The sequence below is a fragment of the Fictibacillus enclensis genome (genome assembly GCF_001457035.1).
GTDB classification, from domain to species: Bacteria; Bacillota; Bacilli; order Bacillales; family Fictibacillaceae; genus Fictibacillus_C; species Fictibacillus_C enclensis.
The window spans coordinates 1-17,478 of sequence record NZ_KQ758620.1 but is presented as its reverse complement, the minus strand read 5'-3'; the positions used below and the strand labels follow the sequence as shown (position 1 = coordinate 17,478).

The following is a 17,478-nucleotide window of genomic DNA, read 5'->3' as shown; positions in this document are numbered from 1 at the left end:
TCCTGACGTTTGTCAGGAGTTTTTTTATGGTTTTAATTGATGTTCTCTTCTTTTATCGTCAGTTCATTATCATCAGTATGATGATTCTTAAAGCTTTCAACCAGGCGGTTCAAATGCTCCAACTGGTCACTGTAATCAATAATCAGCGCAAATACGGGAAACCATTGCATCCATTGATCATTTTCAACTTCGTTATAATAGTTCATGAAGGACTTCATTAACGAGCTCTTATTCTCATAAAGCTCATCAAGCATCCCTGTTGAATGCTGGGACCTGATTTTGCCTGTATATTTCAGCAGAACCTGTTCATGATAACTGGTCAGGCGTTCCACTTGTTCGGTGATCAGCTCCCGCAGCTCTTCGGGCATGCATAGCAATTCATTTTCATGACGGTGCAGGTTTCGCAGCAGTTCAAGCAGTTTCTTGGTTGTATGGATCATCTGCCGGTAGAGTACAAGCTTCCGGCCTTTGGTAAACTGATTGTTTTTAAGATAAGTGCGGTCCTCTTTGTATAAAAGATAGAGCTGATCCATCTTGATGCTGTTTTCCTTCATTGTCCCAATGTCATCTTTAATGGCCGAGTAGTCAGAGGCATGACGGTTAATCATGCGCATCCATTTAATAATGTCATCAGTTAAATTCGAAATGCTGAAATACAGCTTTGTTTCATGCTTTGGGGGCATAAAAATTAAGTTTACGAGAAAAGCGGATACGACGCCCAGCATAATGAGCAAAAACCGTCCAAGGGCAAACGAGAAAAAGTTTGGCGTCTGGCTTTCCATAATGACAATCACCGTCACGATGGCAAGGGGGATGGTCTTCTCCACATTGATTTTCAAGTTAACGGCGATAACGATAACTACGACAAATCCGATGACAAACGGACTGTTTCCGAGCAGGAGCACTCCGACAATGGCGAAGAATGCACCGATGATATTGCCCTGGATCTGTTCAATAATGGTTTGAAAGGATCGGTATATTGAAGGCTGAATCGCAAACGTGGCTGCAATTGCAGCAAAAACAGGTGTATTCAAATTAAAAAGCATGGCTAGATAAATGGCCATGGTGATGGCCAACCCCGTTTTTATCATTCGGGCTCCAAGTTTCATCTGAAAAGGTGTTCCCTTCTGTAATTAAAATTAGATCACTAATAATCCTGACAACTATACAATGATTCCCCGTAATAATCAAGTATTCATTTGTAACAAATTCTCGAATCACAATAAACAGCAAAAAACCATCCATCATGGGGATAATTCCCCATATTGGATGGTTTTAATAGTCTATTTACTCAGTAGAAACATCCGGATCGGCTTGTTCCTTAACCGGGATCACCTGAACAAAATGCTCAAGCGGATGTTCAATTAAGTGTTTGATTTCAGCCGCCTCTTCGAACTGTTCGGATTTCACAAGAGCTGCCATGTACTTTGTCAGCAGTTCAGAGATGTCTTCTGCGCCTTTAAATCCGATAGGCTCGAGGGACACCTTCGCGCCCTTTGCAATTCTGGACTGCAGTACTTCTGTCGTAAGGCCCAGCTCTGGCTGGAGACGGAGGTAGACCACACCGCCTGTCATGCCGGCACAGATCCATGGGCCCGGATCGCCAAGAACAAGCCCTCTTCCATTGGTCATATATTCGAAGGCGAATCCTTTGATATTCGCGTTTATACCGACATTGCCGCGGTCCGTAACAACCGGACCGGTCAGCTTGCCGCCAATGATGAGGTCTGCACCGGACAGGCGGATACCCGCTCTGGCATCGGCATTTCCCTGGATCATGAAGAGCCCTTTTTGGGCGCCATAGGCAACCCCTTTTCCGACGGAACCGTTATAGTAGTTGCCGTCTTTTCCTTTGGCCTTCAAAATGGTAATCGATCCGCCAAACGCAGTCTTGGCCAGACCGTCCTGTGCTCCGCCTTCTACCTTGATTTTAATTCCTTTTGACGTGTAGGCGCCAAGACCGTTTCCGGGAATGGAGCCGCTTTTAAAGTTAAGCGTAATGTCAGGCTTTTTGCCGGTTTGCTTTGAACGAACGTTGTACCCGGAGACACGGCTGCCAAGCACGCGTTGCTCCGCGGTAACAAATTGAAACTCTCTGGACTGGGCGAGCTGGGCAACGTCATTATCCAGATACTCTGCTCCTGCAGCCATTGTGACAGCTGCGAGCAATTTTTCCTCCGCTTGAGGCACCGGGATCATTTCTTCCACGACCGAGGTCTGAAGCAGTGTGGATAAGTCGATCTGTTCCTGGCCGCGGGCTTGAACAAGTAAATCGGACTTTCCAACGAGCTCCTGAGCCGAAGAAAAACCAAGGGAGGCGGTGAGCAAGCGCAATTCCTCTCCAAATGCACTAAACAGTCGCACAAGTCCCTGAACAGCCGGGTCAAACTTTCTTGGCACAAAGCGGCGAAGACCATGATCAATGGCTTTTTGTTCGGAATCAATTTGAGTGGCAATTCCCACATGGCATGTATCCAGGTGACAGCCCCGGCAGGTCGTACATCCGATCGCTACCATGGACAGTGTACCAAAACCAATCCGGTTCGCCCCAAGCAGCATCATTTTTACTGCATCGAGGGCACTGCGGATTCCTCCATCAGCCCAAAGCTCAACCTTGTGGCGAAGCCCTGATTCAAGCAAGGCCGTATGGGCGGCTTTTACACCGATTTCAGCAGGCAAGCCAACATGCTGCAGTGCATGAACTCTGGCTGCGCCCGTACCGCCGTCAAAACCGCTCAACGTAATAATATCAGCTCCTGCTTTGGCAATACCGACAGCGATGGTGCCGATATTGGGAACAACCGGAACTTTTACCGATACCTTTGCCTGATCGTTCGCGGTTTTCAATTCCGTAATCATTTGCGCCAAATCTTCGATGGAGTAAATATCATGGTTGTTGGAAGGGGAGATCAAATCCGATCCAATGGTCGCATTCCGTGCCTCGGCGATTTTATTTGTCACCTTGGAGCCAGGCAAATGACCGCCTTCACCTGGTTTTGCTCCCTGGCCAATTTTAATTTCGAGCAGGTTGGAAGAATTGAGCAATTCGATATTGACGCCAAAACGTCCGGAAGCAATTTGCTGTCCCCGTGTTTTTGGATATTTTCCAATCATATCCTTGATCTCTCCGCCCTCGCCGTTCAGACTGATCATATTCAGAACATCTGCGGCTTCCGCATATGCTCTGAATGCGGTTTCGTTTTGCGAGCCAAATGACATCGAGCTGATGACAAAAGGAAGGCTGTGGTCTTTAACGCCTATGTCCACTTGAGCAGGATCAACAGGAGTCTGTGACGGAATCAAATCGGTCAGATGGCGAAGAGCGATCGGATTTTTCAACTCTTGTTCCGATAATTTCTCTGCATAGCTTCTGTAGTCAGCCTTTCCGCTTGCAATATCTCCGATGGATTTCCAAACGCGCGGAAAGAGGCGGAAACTTTTGCTAGGTCTTGCATTTTCCTGTTTGAAAACTTCCATGCGGGCAAAACTGTCTTCTTTCAGTGCCGAGAAATTATAGCTTAGGTTTTCTGAACCGAAAAAGTTAACGATGTTCAGTGTTTCGGCAATTTCCTGGCTCAGCCCGATACTGGAGAAGAGACGGTCATAGCCTCTCAATTCATGGATTCCGATAGTGGAAATCACTTTCTCCAGTCCTTTGTTCAATGCTTCAAACAATTTGATTGCCGGAGTGGTATCCTCTGGCTCCGTAACGGTTTCAAAGAGCAGATAAGGACTGACCGCATCCGCTCCGAGCCCGATCGCCAGGATAATGTCGTGAAGCGACCGAATGGCGGCGGATCTTAAAATAAGGGATGCACTGCGGCGCAGCATTTGTTTTCTGAGGCTTTGATCCACAGCCGATAATACGAGGTGGGGATCGAGCCATAAATGCATACGGTGTGCCTGATTGTCGTCCAATATAAGGATGGTCGCCCCGTCCTTAATGGCAGTTGCCGCTTCAGTGCAAAGCCGCTTTAAGGCCTCTTCCACTGTTTCTTCGTCTTTCATGATGGTGTGAAGAATATATTTTTCGTTTCTTGCTTCAAAGTAGGCGCTTAATTGCTCATATGAAGGGTGGGGGTTTTGTTTAGAAAGCTCGTTTCCGTCCTTTCCTTCCACCAGCAGGGGAGTCAGCAGCTCGACCGTTCCAAGTGACTCTTCTTTTTCAAAAAGGGAAGGCCGTTTCCCCAGAACGGTACGTGTAGAAAAATGCTCTGTTTCACGGTCTCTGTCAATGGCCGGATTGGTAACAACAGCCACACTTTCTTTAATAAAATCCGCAATGTTTTGACGTTCCGGATGAAGGGCAGCCAATGGGGAGTCGTGCCCGAGTGATTGGATTGGCTCAACCCCTTTTTCCGCCATCTGTTCGAGCTGATGGATTTGTTCTCGGTCCCATCCGTAAGCGGAATACCAGCCATTGTGCTTCTTGAGCGGGGCACGGACATAACCGGTATCAAAGGCTTGAGTGTGCAGTTGCTTGCGGGCGCCGTCCACCTTAATTCGTTCTTTCATGGAAGAGAAGACAGCTTCCTGGTAACCGTTATGATCATAGTAAACCAGGCGTCCGTCCTCTTCGCGCTTTAACCCTACTTTTTCCCCGGGCGCGAAACACTTGGGCTCTGCCATAAATTCATTGTTTGATAGAATGCCCTGTTCGGAGGAGAAGTAAAGGGAGGTTCCCGTTTCAAGCTGCCAAATCGGACGAAGCCCAAGCGCATCTACGCTGAATACCGCTTCCCGTCCAAATCTTGAAATAATACCCGCAGGTCCCTGTGCAAAATGGCCCCATGCTTCCCTTAAGTAGGTATAGAGATCCTGAAGATGATGAGGATAAGATTTAATTTCATGTACGATAGGAGGAAAAAGTACATCCATCGCTTCAAACAGGGTAAATCCATCACGTAAGATCAATGTTTCGATGACCCGGTTTAAATCCTGCGAATCACTTCCGCCGACGGTGACCGGAATACCGACAATTTCAGCTTCCTCCCGTAGCTTGGCAATCGTATTAAGTTCTCCGTTGTGGCCAAGTACACTGAACGGCTGCACCCTGAAAAACGTAGAAAGCGTGTTGGTGGAATAGCGATTATGCCCGAGTGTAACAGTCGATGCAATCAGCGGATTGTTCAGGTCATGGTAATAGGCAGGGAGGGTCTCTCCAGATCCCATGACTTTATAAACTGCATGATGGTTGCTTAAGGACGCAACATGAACAGAAGGTGACACTTCAATATCAGTCAGCAGGTTATACAGCGTACAGTCGAGGTCCGCCATTACTTTCTTCGGGTGGAGGGCCACCTGCCAGAATACAGGCTCTTCACCTCTGGCGATCGGACCAAGTGCTTCAGACTTTGTCACAGATGTGGTTTCAAACAGCAGTTCAAAACCATGTGTCCCAAACAACTTCTTGATTTGAGTCATTTCTGACAGACTGTCCGCATTTTTATCAATAAAAATATGTCCGACGGTAAATTGGTCCGATTCCACGGCAGCATAAGGGAGACCTGCCCGGGTCAGCTTTTCTTTCCAAAGGGTCTTTGGAATATCAATATTAATCCCGATGCCGTCTCCTTCGTTTTCGATAAAACCTGCTCTGTGGTTCATTGTGATCAATGCAGAAATGGCATCATCCACGTTCTTTTTTGTAGGAATGTTCTCCTTTTCTATGACCGAAACAATTCCACAGCTATCAAACTCTTGCTTCCTGTAATCCTTAAATTGCGCAGGACTCCATAACTTAACCATCCGATCGCCCCCTTACCTCCAAGTTTTAATATAAGACATAAAAAAACCAAATCGATAGATATGGTTTTATCTCTTTGCCAATGTATTTTTCGAGAAGTTATTTTTTCTCCGTTCTTATCATAGTATCATTGTTTAAATAGTCAGTCAATTATCTTTATTCAAAATTGCGAATATTGCGTATCGGAAAAGACAACAGAACGAACCTTATAATTTAAGTAAGCGCTTACATAATGAGATGAAAAAAACAGAGTGATTATTCACTCTGCTTAATAAAAATTACATTTCGGCAAGTTTTTTAAATGAAGACTCCACCGCTTTTAATGTTTCTTCAATATCCTGTTCGGTATGGGCGGCGGTAAGGAACATCGCTTCATATTTAGATGGTGCGAGATTGATTCCCTCTTCAAGCATGGCTTTAAAGTATTTGCCAAACAGCTCGCCGTCCGTGTTTTCTGCCTGTTCATAATTGGAGATTTTCTCATGAGTAAAGTAAACCGTCAATGCTCCTTTAAGGCGGTTAATCGTAATTGGCATATTGTATGTTTTTGCATGGGCGAGGATGCCTTCTTCGAGTCTTTGCCCGAGTTTATCCATTTTTTCGTATACGCCCTCTTCCCGAAGCACTTCAAGGCAGGCGATCCCTGCTGATATGGATGCCGGGTTTCCTGCCATGGTTCCGGCCTGATAGGCAGGTCCAAGAGGCGCCACCTTTTCCATAATCTCTTTCTTCCCGCCGTAAGCTCCGATTGGCAGTCCGCCGCCGATAATTTTTCCGAGGGCAGTCATATCAGGTTTCACGTTCAAAAGGTCCTGTGCTCCGCCATACATAAATCGGAACGCTGTGATCACTTCATCATAGATAACGAGGGCTCCTGCTTCATGGGTCAGATCATTTACTGCTTCAAGGAATCCTTCCTTCGGTTCAACAATACCGAAATTGCCGACGATGGGTTCGACAAGAACAGCGGCGATCTCATCGCCCCATTTTTGCAAAGCCTCCCGATAGGAATCAATGTCATTGAACGGAACGGTGATCACTTCCTGGGCGATGCTTTTTGGAACACCGGCAGAATCGGGAGTGCCAAGCGTGGAAGGTCCTGAGCCTGCGGCTACAAGAACGAGATCAGAATGGCCGTGATAAGAGCCGGCAAACTTAATGATCTTGTCTCTTCCTGTGTACGCACGTGCCACGCGGATGGTTGTCATGACAGCTTCTGTTCCTGAATTAACAAAACGGACTTTTTCCATGGCAGGCATGGCTTCCTTCAGCATTTTTGCAAACTTCACTTCGAGACTTGTAGGTGTACCAAAAAGAACGCCGTTTTCGGCCGCTTTTGTGATCGCCTTTGTGATATGGGGATGGGCATGTCCGGTGATGATTGGCCCATAAGCCGCGAGGTAATCTATGTACTTGTTACCGTCCACATCCCAAAAGTACGCTCCCTGTGCTTTTTCCATAAACACCGGTGCACCGCCGCCAACTGCTTTAAACGAACGCGACGGGCTGTTTACGCCTCCGACAATATGCTCCTGTGCGTCTTTATATAGTAATTCTGACTGTTGATGATTCATGAATTGTCCTCCTTGCTGTTTACAACCTAGTTAAAAACCATCCTTTATTGTAGCACGTTTTGGGCTATACAGCTGAAGAAACGCCCGAAGTTCAGGATGAAACAATTGTGGTCCTTGGTGAGTTAGGATAAACTAGTTCAGGTGCTAATCACGAGAACGAGGTTTTTTGGAGGAAAATAATAATGGACTATATTATAGATGTAAAAGAGTTGCGCAAGGAATTTACGTCTCATTCCAGCCGCTCCGGGCTTAAGGGAGCGTTCCGGGATTTATTTACAAGAAACTATACCATCAAGACAGCAGTCGATGATATTTCCCTTCAGATTAAAAAGGGGGAGATGGTCGGTTATATCGGCGAAAACGGCGCCGGAAAATCAACAACGATCAAAATGCTTACCGGAATTTTGACTCCGACATCCGGACACGTCCGGGTAAACGGGATGAATCCGCATAAGGACCGTGAACAATTTGTTCGGAGCATTGGCGTGGTGTTCGGCCAGCGGTCCCAGTTATGGTGGGATATCGCAGTTCAAGAATCGTTTCGGCTGTTAAAAAAAGTGTATAACGTTCCTGACGATTTTTATAACACACATATGGCAGATGTCATCGAGACACTCGCTATTGAACCATTGCTTGATAAACCGGTGCGAAAGCTGTCTTTGGGACAGCGTATGAGGTGTGAGCTCGCGGCGGCACTTATTCACAATCCGCCGCTTTTGTTTTTGGATGAACCCACGATCGGACTGGATGTGCTCGTCAAGCTCAAGATTCGCGAGTTACTGAAAGAGATCAATGCGAAGTACGGAACGACCATTCTTCTTACCACCCATGACCTGTCTGATATCGAAGCACTTTGTGAGCGGGTCATCATGCTGGATGAAGGGAAAATCATTTATGATGGAGCACTTCGGCAGCTGCGTGAAAATTGGGGTGAAGGGAAGCAGATTCAATTTGCCTTTGCTGAAGAGGCAACACATACCGAACTGCAAAGCTTGACTCATGATCATTTAGTGGTGTGGGAGCAGGGCAGCAATGCCAGCAACTGGACGGCCAGCGTTGAAAACAACGAGGATATTATTTCCTCTGTGATCGGCCAAGTGGTTGGTGCGAAAAAAATAGCCGACCTGAAAATCGTAGAAATTACGACAGAGGAAATCATACGAAATATCTATGAAGAAGGAGTCATCCGGAATGGCTAAATATATGGAAATGATCCGCATTCGTTTTTTAATGATGCTTGCCTACCGGACCAACTATTACAGCGGTATTTTAATCTATAGCATCAACATTGGCGCGTACTATTTTTTGTGGAGCGCCATCTATGGTGACAAATCCTCCATTCAGGATCTTTCCATTGTACAGATGACGACGTATATTGCGGTTTCCTGGATGGCACGGGCGTTTTACTTTAATAACATCGACCGTGAAATTGCTCTCGAAATTAAGGAAGGCAAAGTTGCGATTGAGATGATCCGTCCTTATAACTACCTGGGGATGAAGATGATGCAGGGCCTCGGTGAGGGGTTATTCCGGATTTTGTTTTTCTCGGTGCCAGGAATGGTGATCGTTTACTTTATTTTTCCGATACAATTTACCACACATCCGGCCACCTGGGGTTATTTTTTAATTTCCATTCTTTTGAGCTTTATTATCAATACACAAATTAACCTGCTGACAGGTATTGCTACGTTCTTTTTGTTTAACAATGATGGGCTGATTCGCGCGAAACGGGTGGTTATCGACTTGTTTTCCGGCCTGATTCTCCCGATCAGTTTTTTCCCGGTATGGGCTCAGAGTGTCATGGATTATTTGCCGTTTAAAGGAATCAGTTATATACCTAGCATGATTTTTACAGAGGGATTTCAAGGAAACGAAATTTTACATGGACTTATGAATCAGACGGTATGGGCACTGGTTCTCTTTATCCCGATTCAGTTGCTTTGGACGACGGCAAAACGGCAGCTGATTGTGCAGGGAGGATGAGGGCAGAATGTCGTATTTATCTATCTTTTTTCAATATGCAGGACAGTATTTAAAAACAAGGCTCACTTATCGAGCTGATATGCTGGTTGAGATCTTTTCCGATTTGCTTTTTCAGGCTGTAAATCTAATTTTTATTTTGGTTGTTTTTGGACATACCAGCCTGCTGAGCGGCTGGAGCAAGGATGAAATGGTTTTTATCTATGGTTTCTTTCTTGTACCCTTTGCTATATTCGGTGCCTTTTTTAACATTTGGGACTTTACGGACCGGTATATTGTCAAAGGGGAGATGGACCGGATTCTCACCCGGCCCATTCACAGTCTGTTCCAAATCATCCTTGAAAGAATGGAATTGGAATCCTTGTTCGGGGTTATTACAGGACTTGGTATCATGTTTTATTCCGGCCGCCAACTCGGTTTAAGCCTTCACTGGTACGATCCTTTCGTTTTTGTGGTGCTTGTTGCCGGCGGGGCGCTCGTTTATGCGGGTATCTTTGTTGCCTTGGCAAGTATCGGGTTTTGGTCCGACAGCAAAACGGATATTATGCCGACGATGTACAATATCGGAAATTACGGCCGTTATCCGGTCAACATCTATAACCGTATTATTCGTTACGTGCTGACATGGATTCTTCCCTTTGCCTTTGTCGGAGTATATCCGTCTGCTTATTTTCTCGGCAGGGACGAATGGTATGGATATGCGTTTTTCACTCCGGTGATCGGCGTCATCTTCTTCGGACTTTCGGTTGTGTTATGGAATTACGGTGTTACCAAATACCGGGGAGCAGGAAATTAACGGATAAAAGACACCTCGAATGGAGGTGTCTTTTTTATGTCTTTTATTCACACGGCATCTAAGGTAGCAGGAAAAAAGGATTATTTTTTTTACAGTAATTTTCTAGTTAATTAACCTTACAAATGTTAGGAATGTGAAATTATTGGTATATAGTATTCATCTTTCTACAAATATGTAAAATTTTCTTTATCTTCTGCTAAATTGCTACTATGCTAAAAGTATCCCAAACAAAGGAGTGATCGATTTGATCAAGAAGTTCATGGCAGTAGCCGCTGTATTACCGATTGTTGTGTCTTTAGCATCCCCTGCACAAGCCGCAACACAAGTTTCACAAAAAACAGCTGTGAAAGCAGAAGTAGCCCCTAACGAAATTATTGTAAAATTTAAAAAAGGTGTTTCTTCAGCCAAAACAAAAGCGATCCACGCAAAATCTGACGCTCAGCTTGTTGAAAAGGAAAATGGTTTTCAAGTGGTTAAAGTGAAGGATGGCGATGTAAAAGGAGCCATCAAGGAGTACAAGAACAACGCGAACGTAGATTATGCAGAACCAAACTATACATACAAAGCAACCTACACACCAAATGATACGTATTTTTCTTCCTATCAATATGCGCCTCAAAAGGTGGGAGCACAGTCCGCATGGGATGTTACAAAAGGATCGTCATCTGTGAAAGTGGCTATTGTCGATACAGGCGTGGACTACAACCATCCGGACTTGGCAGGTAAAGTAATCAAAGGATACGATTATGTGGACAATGACAGCGATCCAATGGATCTTAATGAGCACGGCACACATTGCGCAGGTATCGCGGCAGCGGTAACCAACAACAGCCGTGGTATTGCGGGCATGGCGCCAAACGTTTCAGTTTTGGCAGTTCGTGTGCTTGATGCAAACGGAAGCGGTTCCCTTGATGACGTGGCAAGCGGTATCCGGTATGCGGCTGATCAAGGAGCTAAGGTTATTTCTCTCAGCCTTGGCGGGCCAAGCTCTGCGTCCACTCTTCAAAGCGCAGTAAGTTACGCGGCAAGCAAAGGATCTGCAGTGGTCGCTGCTGCAGGTAATGAAAGCACTTCTGCTCCAAGTTACCCAGCTTATTACTCTTCTGCTATCGCGGTTGCGGCAACAGATCAGAATGACCGGCTTGCTTCCTTCTCCAATTACGGTTCATGGGTAGATGTAGCGGCTCCAGGTGTTAACATCCTTTCCACAATACCTGGCGGAAATTATGCTTACCTTTCCGGAACAAGCATGGCCACTCCTCTTGTGGCTGGTGTAGCCGGTCTGCTGGCTTCACAGGGAAGAAGCGCTTCACAGATTCGTTCTGCGATTGAGAACACTGCGGACAAAATTTCCGGTACCGGAACCTATTTCTCGAAAGGACGTGTGAACGCAGCAAATGCTGTTCGTTATTAATCAAATTGCAAAAGGCAGCGGCGATAAGTACCGATGCCTTTTTTTATGAAAAGGTCTGACCTGTCCTAATCGTTCCAGGTGAAGCATAAACTGCTACCAAGGGATGGTGGACGGAGTATGTATGTTGCGATTCTTTTTTTATCAGGGTTTATTGTGTTCAAAAGCCTGCAGTCCCTTTTTTCCCATCCGGTAATGAAGTATCAGCTTATGTCACTGAACCACCTATTGGTATTAATCACTGTTTATATGACCATTATTTTGGGTTTTGGCTTAATGTACACCTCACTGCTCTTGATGGACATCCATGTCCTTGAGAAAGATGGGTTGGTGATCGGTCATCAACATTTTTTTCACGTAGTTGATGATGCGATGTATTTCAGCTCGATGACAATGCTGTCTGTCGGGTATGGAGATCTTACACCGATGGGTTTTGGCAGGTGGCTTTCAATTCTGGAGGCGCTCATCGGGTATCTGCTGCCGGCCGCATTTGTCCTGAATTCTGTGATTGATCGCAACCCTCCATCAAAAAGGTTGTAGGAAGGCACAGAATTGGTTACCCTCTTTATATGGAAACAACTTAAGCAGGAGGGATACAAATGGCTGTTGCCGAAGGAGAAAAAGCGCCGGATTTCACATTGCCGGCAAGCAACGGAAAAGAAGTAACGTTATCAGATTTCAAGGGGAAAAATGTCGTTCTTTATTTTTATCCAAAAGATATGACGCCGGGCTGTACTACCCAGGCTTGTGATTTCAGGGACAAGCATGAGGAATTTCAGGATTTGGATGCGGTGATTCTTGGGGTTAGCACGGATCCGCTCGCAAGGCATGAAAAATTTATTGATAAGTACGGTCTGCCGTTTTTGCTGCTCGCAGACGAAGACCATAAAGCGGCCGAGCTGTTTGATGTTTGGAAACTCAAAAAGAACTTTGGGAAAGAGTATATGGGGATTGAACGATCCACATTTATCCTTGATAAGGAAGGTACGCTTGTAAAAGAATACAGAAAAGTGAAGGTCAAAGAGCATATAGAGGAAGTGCTGAGCTATATCCGGGAAAACTTGAAATAAAATAGGGGTGCTGCAATTGATGCAGCATCCCTTTTAATGTTCCTCAAGATCCGAAACAGGGACTTCCATATCATGAGTCGGGTTATCATTCGGGTGTACCCAGGCGGTTCCGCTTGCAGCGTTTATCGATTCAATCCATACAGGTTTTCCATAGTAGTGAACTTCAATTTCGCCAGGGGAAGTAATAATTTGTTTTGCTCGGTCTGTATTCATGATTATTTGCTCCTTTTTTTGTTTAGTATGGGACGTATAACGGGCGTGTATACGTTAGGATGAAATCTAAGCATGGTGAAAGAAATCATGATAATATTAAATTGTTGGAATTTTTGTAAGATACATAGAACAGGGGGATTTTACATGATTGACCAGAGAGTGGTTACTCTTGCGAAAACACTGCTTCACCATTCCGTTCAATTAAAGAAGGGGGAACGGGTGCTGATCACTTCACCGCTGACGGCCCGCCCATTAATAAAAGCACTAATCGAAGAAGCTTATGCAATGGGTGCTTACCCGTATGTTAACCTTTATGATGATGAAATAAACCGGTATTTGTATACGGGTTATGAAGCGGAACAGCTCGAAACCTCCATGCAATGGGACTTAAAGAGGGTGAAGGAAGTGGATGCGTATATCTCCATTTCAAGTTCTGAAAACGATGCTGAACTTTCTGATGTGCCCGGAGAGAAGTTCCGCCTGCGCGGTGAATACTTTAAGCCGGTACAAAAAGTGATCATCAACGACCGCAAATGGGTATTGTTAAATTATCCGACGCAGGGTCTTGCCCAAAAGGCTAAGATGAGCTATGAGGCGTTTACAAATTTTCTTCTTGATGTCTGCAATGTGGACTATGAAAAAATGGACCAGGCCCAGCAGCCTTTACAGGAATTAATGGAACGCACCGATAGAGTAAGGATTGTGTCTCCGGGTACGGATCTGACATTCTCCATTAAAGGCATTCCTGCCGTGAAGTGTGCAGGGGAAAACAACATTCCGGATGGAGAGGTATTTACAGCTCCGGTCAAAGATAGTGTCAACGGAACCATCACCTACAATACTCCTTGTCCATACCGCGGAACGGTATTTAACAATGTAAGTCTTACATTCAAGGACGGAAAAATTGTAGAAGCAACAGCTGATAATTCAGATAAAATCAATGAGATTTTTGAGACGGATGAAGGAGCGCGTTTTGTCGGTGAGTTTGCGATTGGCGTAAATCCGATGATTTTGCACCCAATGGGAGATATCCTGTTTGACGAAAAAATAGCAGGAAGCATTCACTTCACTCCGGGTGAGGCCTATGAAGATGCGGACAATGGAAACCGTTCTTCCGTTCACTGGGATATGGTGCTCATCCAGCGACCTGAGTATGGCGGGGGAGAGCTGTATTTTGATGACGTTCTTGTTCGAAAGGATGGATTGTTTGTCCTTCCTGAGCTTGAAGGGCTAAATCCTCAGCATTTAAAATGAAAAATTTAACAGAACAGTTGGTACCGCAGATTCGAAAATGCATAGAATTTAGTAATAACTCTTCCAATTAGTGTGGGATTCATTCCCGCACTTTTTCCTTTGACCACCTTTTTAATCCTTGGGAGGAAACAGCATGTACATTGTGACATCAGCAAAAATCAGACAAGACCTTCAGAAAGCACTTTTGGACCGTTTTCCCAATGACAACTTTTATTTTCATGAAAACATAAACGAAGCACAAACGAATTTAAAAAACGCAGAAATTTTAATAACGCTTGGGGAAGACTTAAGTAGAGAGCATATTGAAGAAGCTGTTCATCTAGAATGGATTATGGTCATATCCGCCGGAATGGACAGGATGCCATTTCACGCCATCAAGGAAAAGGGGATATTGGTGACGAATGCAAGAGGCATCCATAAAACCCCAATGGCCGAGTATACGATGGGCATGATATTGCAGACGGCAAGACAAGCTAAAATCCTGATCAAGCACCAGGAGCAGGGCATTTGGGACAGAAGTGTTGCGATGAGTGAAATATCTGGCCGTACGATTGGTATTTTGGGAACTGGGGCTATTGGTAGTGAAATCGCCAGGCTCGCCAAGGCATTTGGCATGACGACGCTTGGGTTTAACAGAAGCGGGGAGCATGCTGAATACGTGGACAGAATGTATTCGAAAGGGGAGGAGCTGGCATCCGTCCTCAAGGAGAGCGACTACCTTGTCTCTGTGCTTCCGACTACAGAGGAAACAAAGGGCTTTCTTTCGCTCGAGCATTTTCGGCGCATGAAGAAGTCTGCAGTATTTCTTAACATCGGGAGGGGAACAACGGTTGTTCAAGATGACTTGATTTCGGCTCTTCGGCAGGGGGAGATTGCCCATGCGGTTCTCGATGTGTTCGAAGAAGAGCCTCTTCCTGCAAACAATCCGCTCTGGAACATGAAGAATGTTACCATTACTCCCCATATTTCCGGGATCTCTCCTTTATATCAGGACAGGGCCATTCAGCTGTTTGCAGAAAACCTGGAGAAATATAAGAAGAAAGACCCCCTTTTAGCCAATATCATCGCAGTAGAGCGGGGCTATTGATTGACAAATGCAGGCATTCCGAGATACACTATTTATAAATATTACAATGTAAGAATATCTTTTGAGAGCGAGGTGCATGACGATGTCTGAAGTACGCATTAATGAAGCAATTGACACATTAAAGCAGTTTGGAGTCCGCATTACTCCTCAGCGTCATGCGATTCTGGAACATCTGATTCAATCAATGACCCATCCGACCGCAGATGAAATATATAAGTCCTTGGAAGGCAAATTTCCCAATATGAGTGTAGCGACGGTTTATAACAACCTTCGTGTATTTAAAGAAGTTGGTCTCGTTAAGGAATTGACGTACGGAGATGCCTCCAGCCGTTTTGATTGCGTCACCACCGAACACTATCACATCATTTGTGAAGGGTGCGGAAAAATTGTGGATTTCCATTATCCAGGACTGGATGAGGTGGAAGCGCTGGCCGAGTCCGTTACAGGTTTTGATGTTGGCCATCACCGCATGGAGATCTACGGTACATGCCCGGAATGCAGAACCAATAAAACAAAAATAAGCTGAACCAGCTTGGCTGGATTCAGCTTATTTTTTTGATGCTTGTTTCATTGCGCGTCTGGAGTTGTATTTTTCATCAAATTCAAGGCCTTCGAGATTTTTATCAAGTGTCAATGGCTGATTGCAGGACATGCAGGCATCCGCTCGCCCCAGAACCTTTGTTATCTTATTGCAGTTCGGACAGACCACCTGAACCGCATTGGTTGAGATCATTCCGATCCAAAAATAAACTCCGGCACTGGCGAGGGTTGCAAGAAATCCAATTAACATAAATAATGACATTAGTATAAAATGGCTTCTGAAGTACAGGCCGGCGTACATAATAATAATTCCGATAAACACAAGACTTAGAGCAAACGTACGTATTTTATTAATCTTGCTCGTATATTTTATCATGATTGTCCCTCCTAACTTACAGTATACAAGGACTTGGAAAAAAAGAAAGGATTTTCAGACCTTGCGTTGAATTGGTTGGAGACCGAAATCAGAACGGGAGTTGAAGGCATGGAAGACTTGTTACGCCCGCTTTATCAAGAAAGGGCGAGTAACGAAAACACATTGGGAGTACTGTTAATCGAGAGCAATAAACCGTTTAGCCCATTAACAGACAACTTTGACAGCATCCTCTTTATTATTGTGACAAAAGGGGAAAAACCATGGAGCGTTAAACATTACGAATATGGTGATAAAATCGCAGCTTTACATATTGTAACGGAAGATCAGCTGAACCAATGGCTTCTTCTGGGTTCGAACCGCCGTGTGGTTGATTGGGTTGTAAACGGAAAAGTTCTATTTAACCGAAACGAATATATTACGGAGCTTCGTGACCGATTGGACAAGTTTCCCGTACCGGAACGATCCAAGAAAATAACCATTGAGTTCGGCAAGCTGCTCCGCCGTTTTTCCGATGGAAAGGAATTGTTCCACAGCGGTCAGTACCTTGATTCATTCAACCATATTCTGCATGCCTTGCATCACCTGGCCCGTCTGGCTGTGATCGAACGCGGATTTCACCCGGAAATTACGGTCTGGAATCAGGTGAAGGTGATTGAGCCCCAAATTTACAAACTATATGAAGAACTTATTACCGGGAATGAACCGATTGAAAAAAGGATTGAACTTCTCTTAATTGCCAGCGAGTTCTCCATTAGTTCCAAAACAAAGCTTGGGGCCGGACATTTGCTGAGCGTATTTCAGGAACAAAACGAATGGTCTGTTGCCGAATTAATGGAGCATCATGAGGTGACCGATTATTCTATTGACCTGACCGTCCTTCTTGAGCACCTGATCGAAAGGGGAATCATCCATGTGATCAGGCAGGAAACCAAGGGGAAACACTTGTATCATCGCCACTACACCACTAAATTCTAAAAAAGAACAACTTTTTTCGAAAAAGGTGTTGACCACTTTCTAACTAACATGGTATAGTACTACTTGTCGCTGAAACGACACGGCAAATAAACGAAATAAACAAAGCAAAAAAGTGGTTGACACCTTTCGTCAAAGGTGCTATCATAAGAAAGTCGCCAAAACGAGCGGCATCGACAAAATGTTCTTTGAAAACCAAACAAAAGCCAGAGTAAGTCAGGGATTTTACAATCCCATCAATTTCTTATTTTTAAACTTTAAGAGCTATATCAAACACTTTATTGGAGAGTTTGATCCTGGCTCAGGATGAACGCTGGCGGCGTGCCTAATACATGCAAGTCGAGCGAATGACGAGGAGCTTGCTCCTCTGATTTAGCGGCGGACGGGTGAGTAACACGTGGGTAACCTGCCTGTAAGACGGGGATAACTCCGGGAAACCGGAGCTAATACCGGATGATA

15 protein-coding genes and 1 rRNA gene are annotated in these 17,478 nt (G+C 45.0%); 11 read left to right on the top strand and 5 right to left on the bottom strand.

The genetic code is table 11. The annotated features are described in order from the left end of the window. Positions 1–32: 32 nt before the first annotated feature. The 3 genes from AS030_RS18075 to AS030_RS18065 form a co-directional block, all read right to left on the bottom strand. On the bottom strand, positions 33–1,109 hold the full coding sequence (locus tag AS030_RS18075; RefSeq protein WP_061974260.1) for an FUSC family protein: 1,077 nt from the start codon (positions 1,107–1,109) through the stop codon (positions 33–35). A 178-nt stretch (positions 1,110–1,287) separates the two neighbouring features. Continuing rightward, on the bottom strand, positions 1,288–5,748 hold the full coding sequence (locus tag AS030_RS18070; RefSeq protein ID WP_061974258.1) for a glutamate synthase-related protein: 4,461 nt from the start codon (positions 5,746–5,748) through the stop codon (positions 1,288–1,290). Positions 5,749–6,024: 276 nt separating this feature from the next. Next, positions 6,025–7,320 carry a glutamate-1-semialdehyde 2,1-aminomutase gene (locus AS030_RS18065; RefSeq protein ID WP_061974256.1) on the bottom strand — a complete coding sequence of 432 codons (1,296 nt, stop codon included), beginning with the start codon at positions 7,318–7,320 and terminating at the stop codon, positions 6,025–6,027. A gap of 182 nt (positions 7,321–7,502) precedes the next feature. Between AS030_RS18065 and AS030_RS18060 the strand changes: the two genes are divergently transcribed. The 6 genes from AS030_RS18060 (at position 7,503) to bcp (ending at position 12,577) form a co-directional block, all read left to right on the top strand. Further along, positions 7,503–8,519, top strand: a complete 1,017-nt coding sequence (locus tag AS030_RS18060; RefSeq protein WP_061974254.1) for an ABC transporter ATP-binding protein — start codon at positions 7,503–7,505, stop codon at positions 8,517–8,519. Then, the gene (locus AS030_RS18055; RefSeq protein WP_061974252.1) at positions 8,512–9,303 is read left to right on the top strand and encodes an ABC transporter permease; all 792 of its coding nucleotides are present in this window, start codon (positions 8,512–8,514) and stop codon (positions 9,301–9,303) included. Before AS030_RS18060 ends, AS030_RS18055 begins: the two co-directional genes overlap by 8 nt. A 7-nt stretch (positions 9,304–9,310) precedes the next feature. Continuing rightward, positions 9,311–10,096, top strand: a complete 786-nt coding sequence (locus tag AS030_RS18050) for an ABC transporter permease (RefSeq protein WP_061974250.1) — start codon at positions 9,311–9,313, stop codon at positions 10,094–10,096. A gap of 244 nt (positions 10,097–10,340) precedes the next feature. Next, complete coding sequence (locus AS030_RS18045) at positions 10,341–11,510, top strand: S8 family peptidase (protein ID WP_240482401.1); 1,170 nt, start codon at positions 10,341–10,343, stop codon at positions 11,508–11,510. A gap of 117 nt (positions 11,511–11,627) precedes the next feature. Beyond that, the gene (locus tag AS030_RS18040) at positions 11,628–12,047 is read left to right on the top strand and encodes a potassium channel family protein (protein WP_061974249.1); all 420 of its coding nucleotides are present in this window, start codon (positions 11,628–11,630) and stop codon (positions 12,045–12,047) included. Positions 12,048–12,106: 59 nt separating this feature from the next. Continuing rightward, complete coding sequence (gene bcp, locus AS030_RS18035) at positions 12,107–12,577, top strand: thioredoxin-dependent thiol peroxidase (protein WP_061974247.1); 471 nt, start codon at positions 12,107–12,109, stop codon at positions 12,575–12,577. Positions 12,578–12,610: 33 nt separating this feature from the next. Here bcp and AS030_RS18030 read toward each other — a convergent pair whose 3' ends face one another. Beyond that, positions 12,611–12,790, bottom strand: a complete 180-nt coding sequence (locus AS030_RS18030) for an H-type small acid-soluble spore protein (protein WP_061974245.1) — start codon at positions 12,788–12,790, stop codon at positions 12,611–12,613. 144 nt (positions 12,791–12,934) lie between these two features. On the opposite strand from AS030_RS18030, the gene AS030_RS18025 reads away from it, so the two are divergent. The 3 genes from AS030_RS18025 to perR all read left to right on the top strand — a co-directional run bounded on the left by AS030_RS18025 (position 12,935) and on the right by perR (position 15,657). After that, complete coding sequence (locus tag AS030_RS18025) at positions 12,935–14,044, top strand: aminopeptidase (RefSeq protein ID WP_061974243.1); 1,110 nt, start codon at positions 12,935–12,937, stop codon at positions 14,042–14,044. 133 nt (positions 14,045–14,177) lie between these two features. Further along, the gene (locus AS030_RS18020; protein WP_061974241.1) at positions 14,178–15,131 is read left to right on the top strand and encodes a D-2-hydroxyacid dehydrogenase; all 954 of its coding nucleotides are present in this window, start codon (positions 14,178–14,180) and stop codon (positions 15,129–15,131) included. A gap of 82 nt (positions 15,132–15,213) precedes the next feature. After that, positions 15,214–15,657, top strand: coding sequence for a peroxide-responsive transcriptional repressor PerR (perR, locus tag AS030_RS18015; protein ID WP_061974238.1), 444 nt, complete (start codon positions 15,214–15,216; stop codon positions 15,655–15,657). Between the two features lie 21 nt (positions 15,658–15,678). Here the strand turns inward: perR and AS030_RS18010 are convergent, their stop codons facing one another. Beyond that, positions 15,679–16,047, bottom strand: coding sequence for a YgzB family protein (locus tag AS030_RS18010; RefSeq protein WP_061974236.1), 369 nt, complete (start codon positions 16,045–16,047; stop codon positions 15,679–15,681). A gap of 108 nt (positions 16,048–16,155) precedes the next feature. On the opposite strand from AS030_RS18010, the gene AS030_RS18005 reads away from it, so the two are divergent. Both AS030_RS18005 and AS030_RS18000 read left to right on the top strand, forming a co-directional pair. Further along, on the top strand, positions 16,156–17,022 hold the full coding sequence (locus AS030_RS18005; protein WP_061974233.1) for a nucleotidyltransferase-like protein: 867 nt from the start codon (positions 16,156–16,158) through the stop codon (positions 17,020–17,022). Between the two features lie 275 nt (positions 17,023–17,297). After that, a 16S ribosomal RNA gene (locus AS030_RS18000) occupies positions 17,298–17,478 on the top strand; the annotation flags it as partial.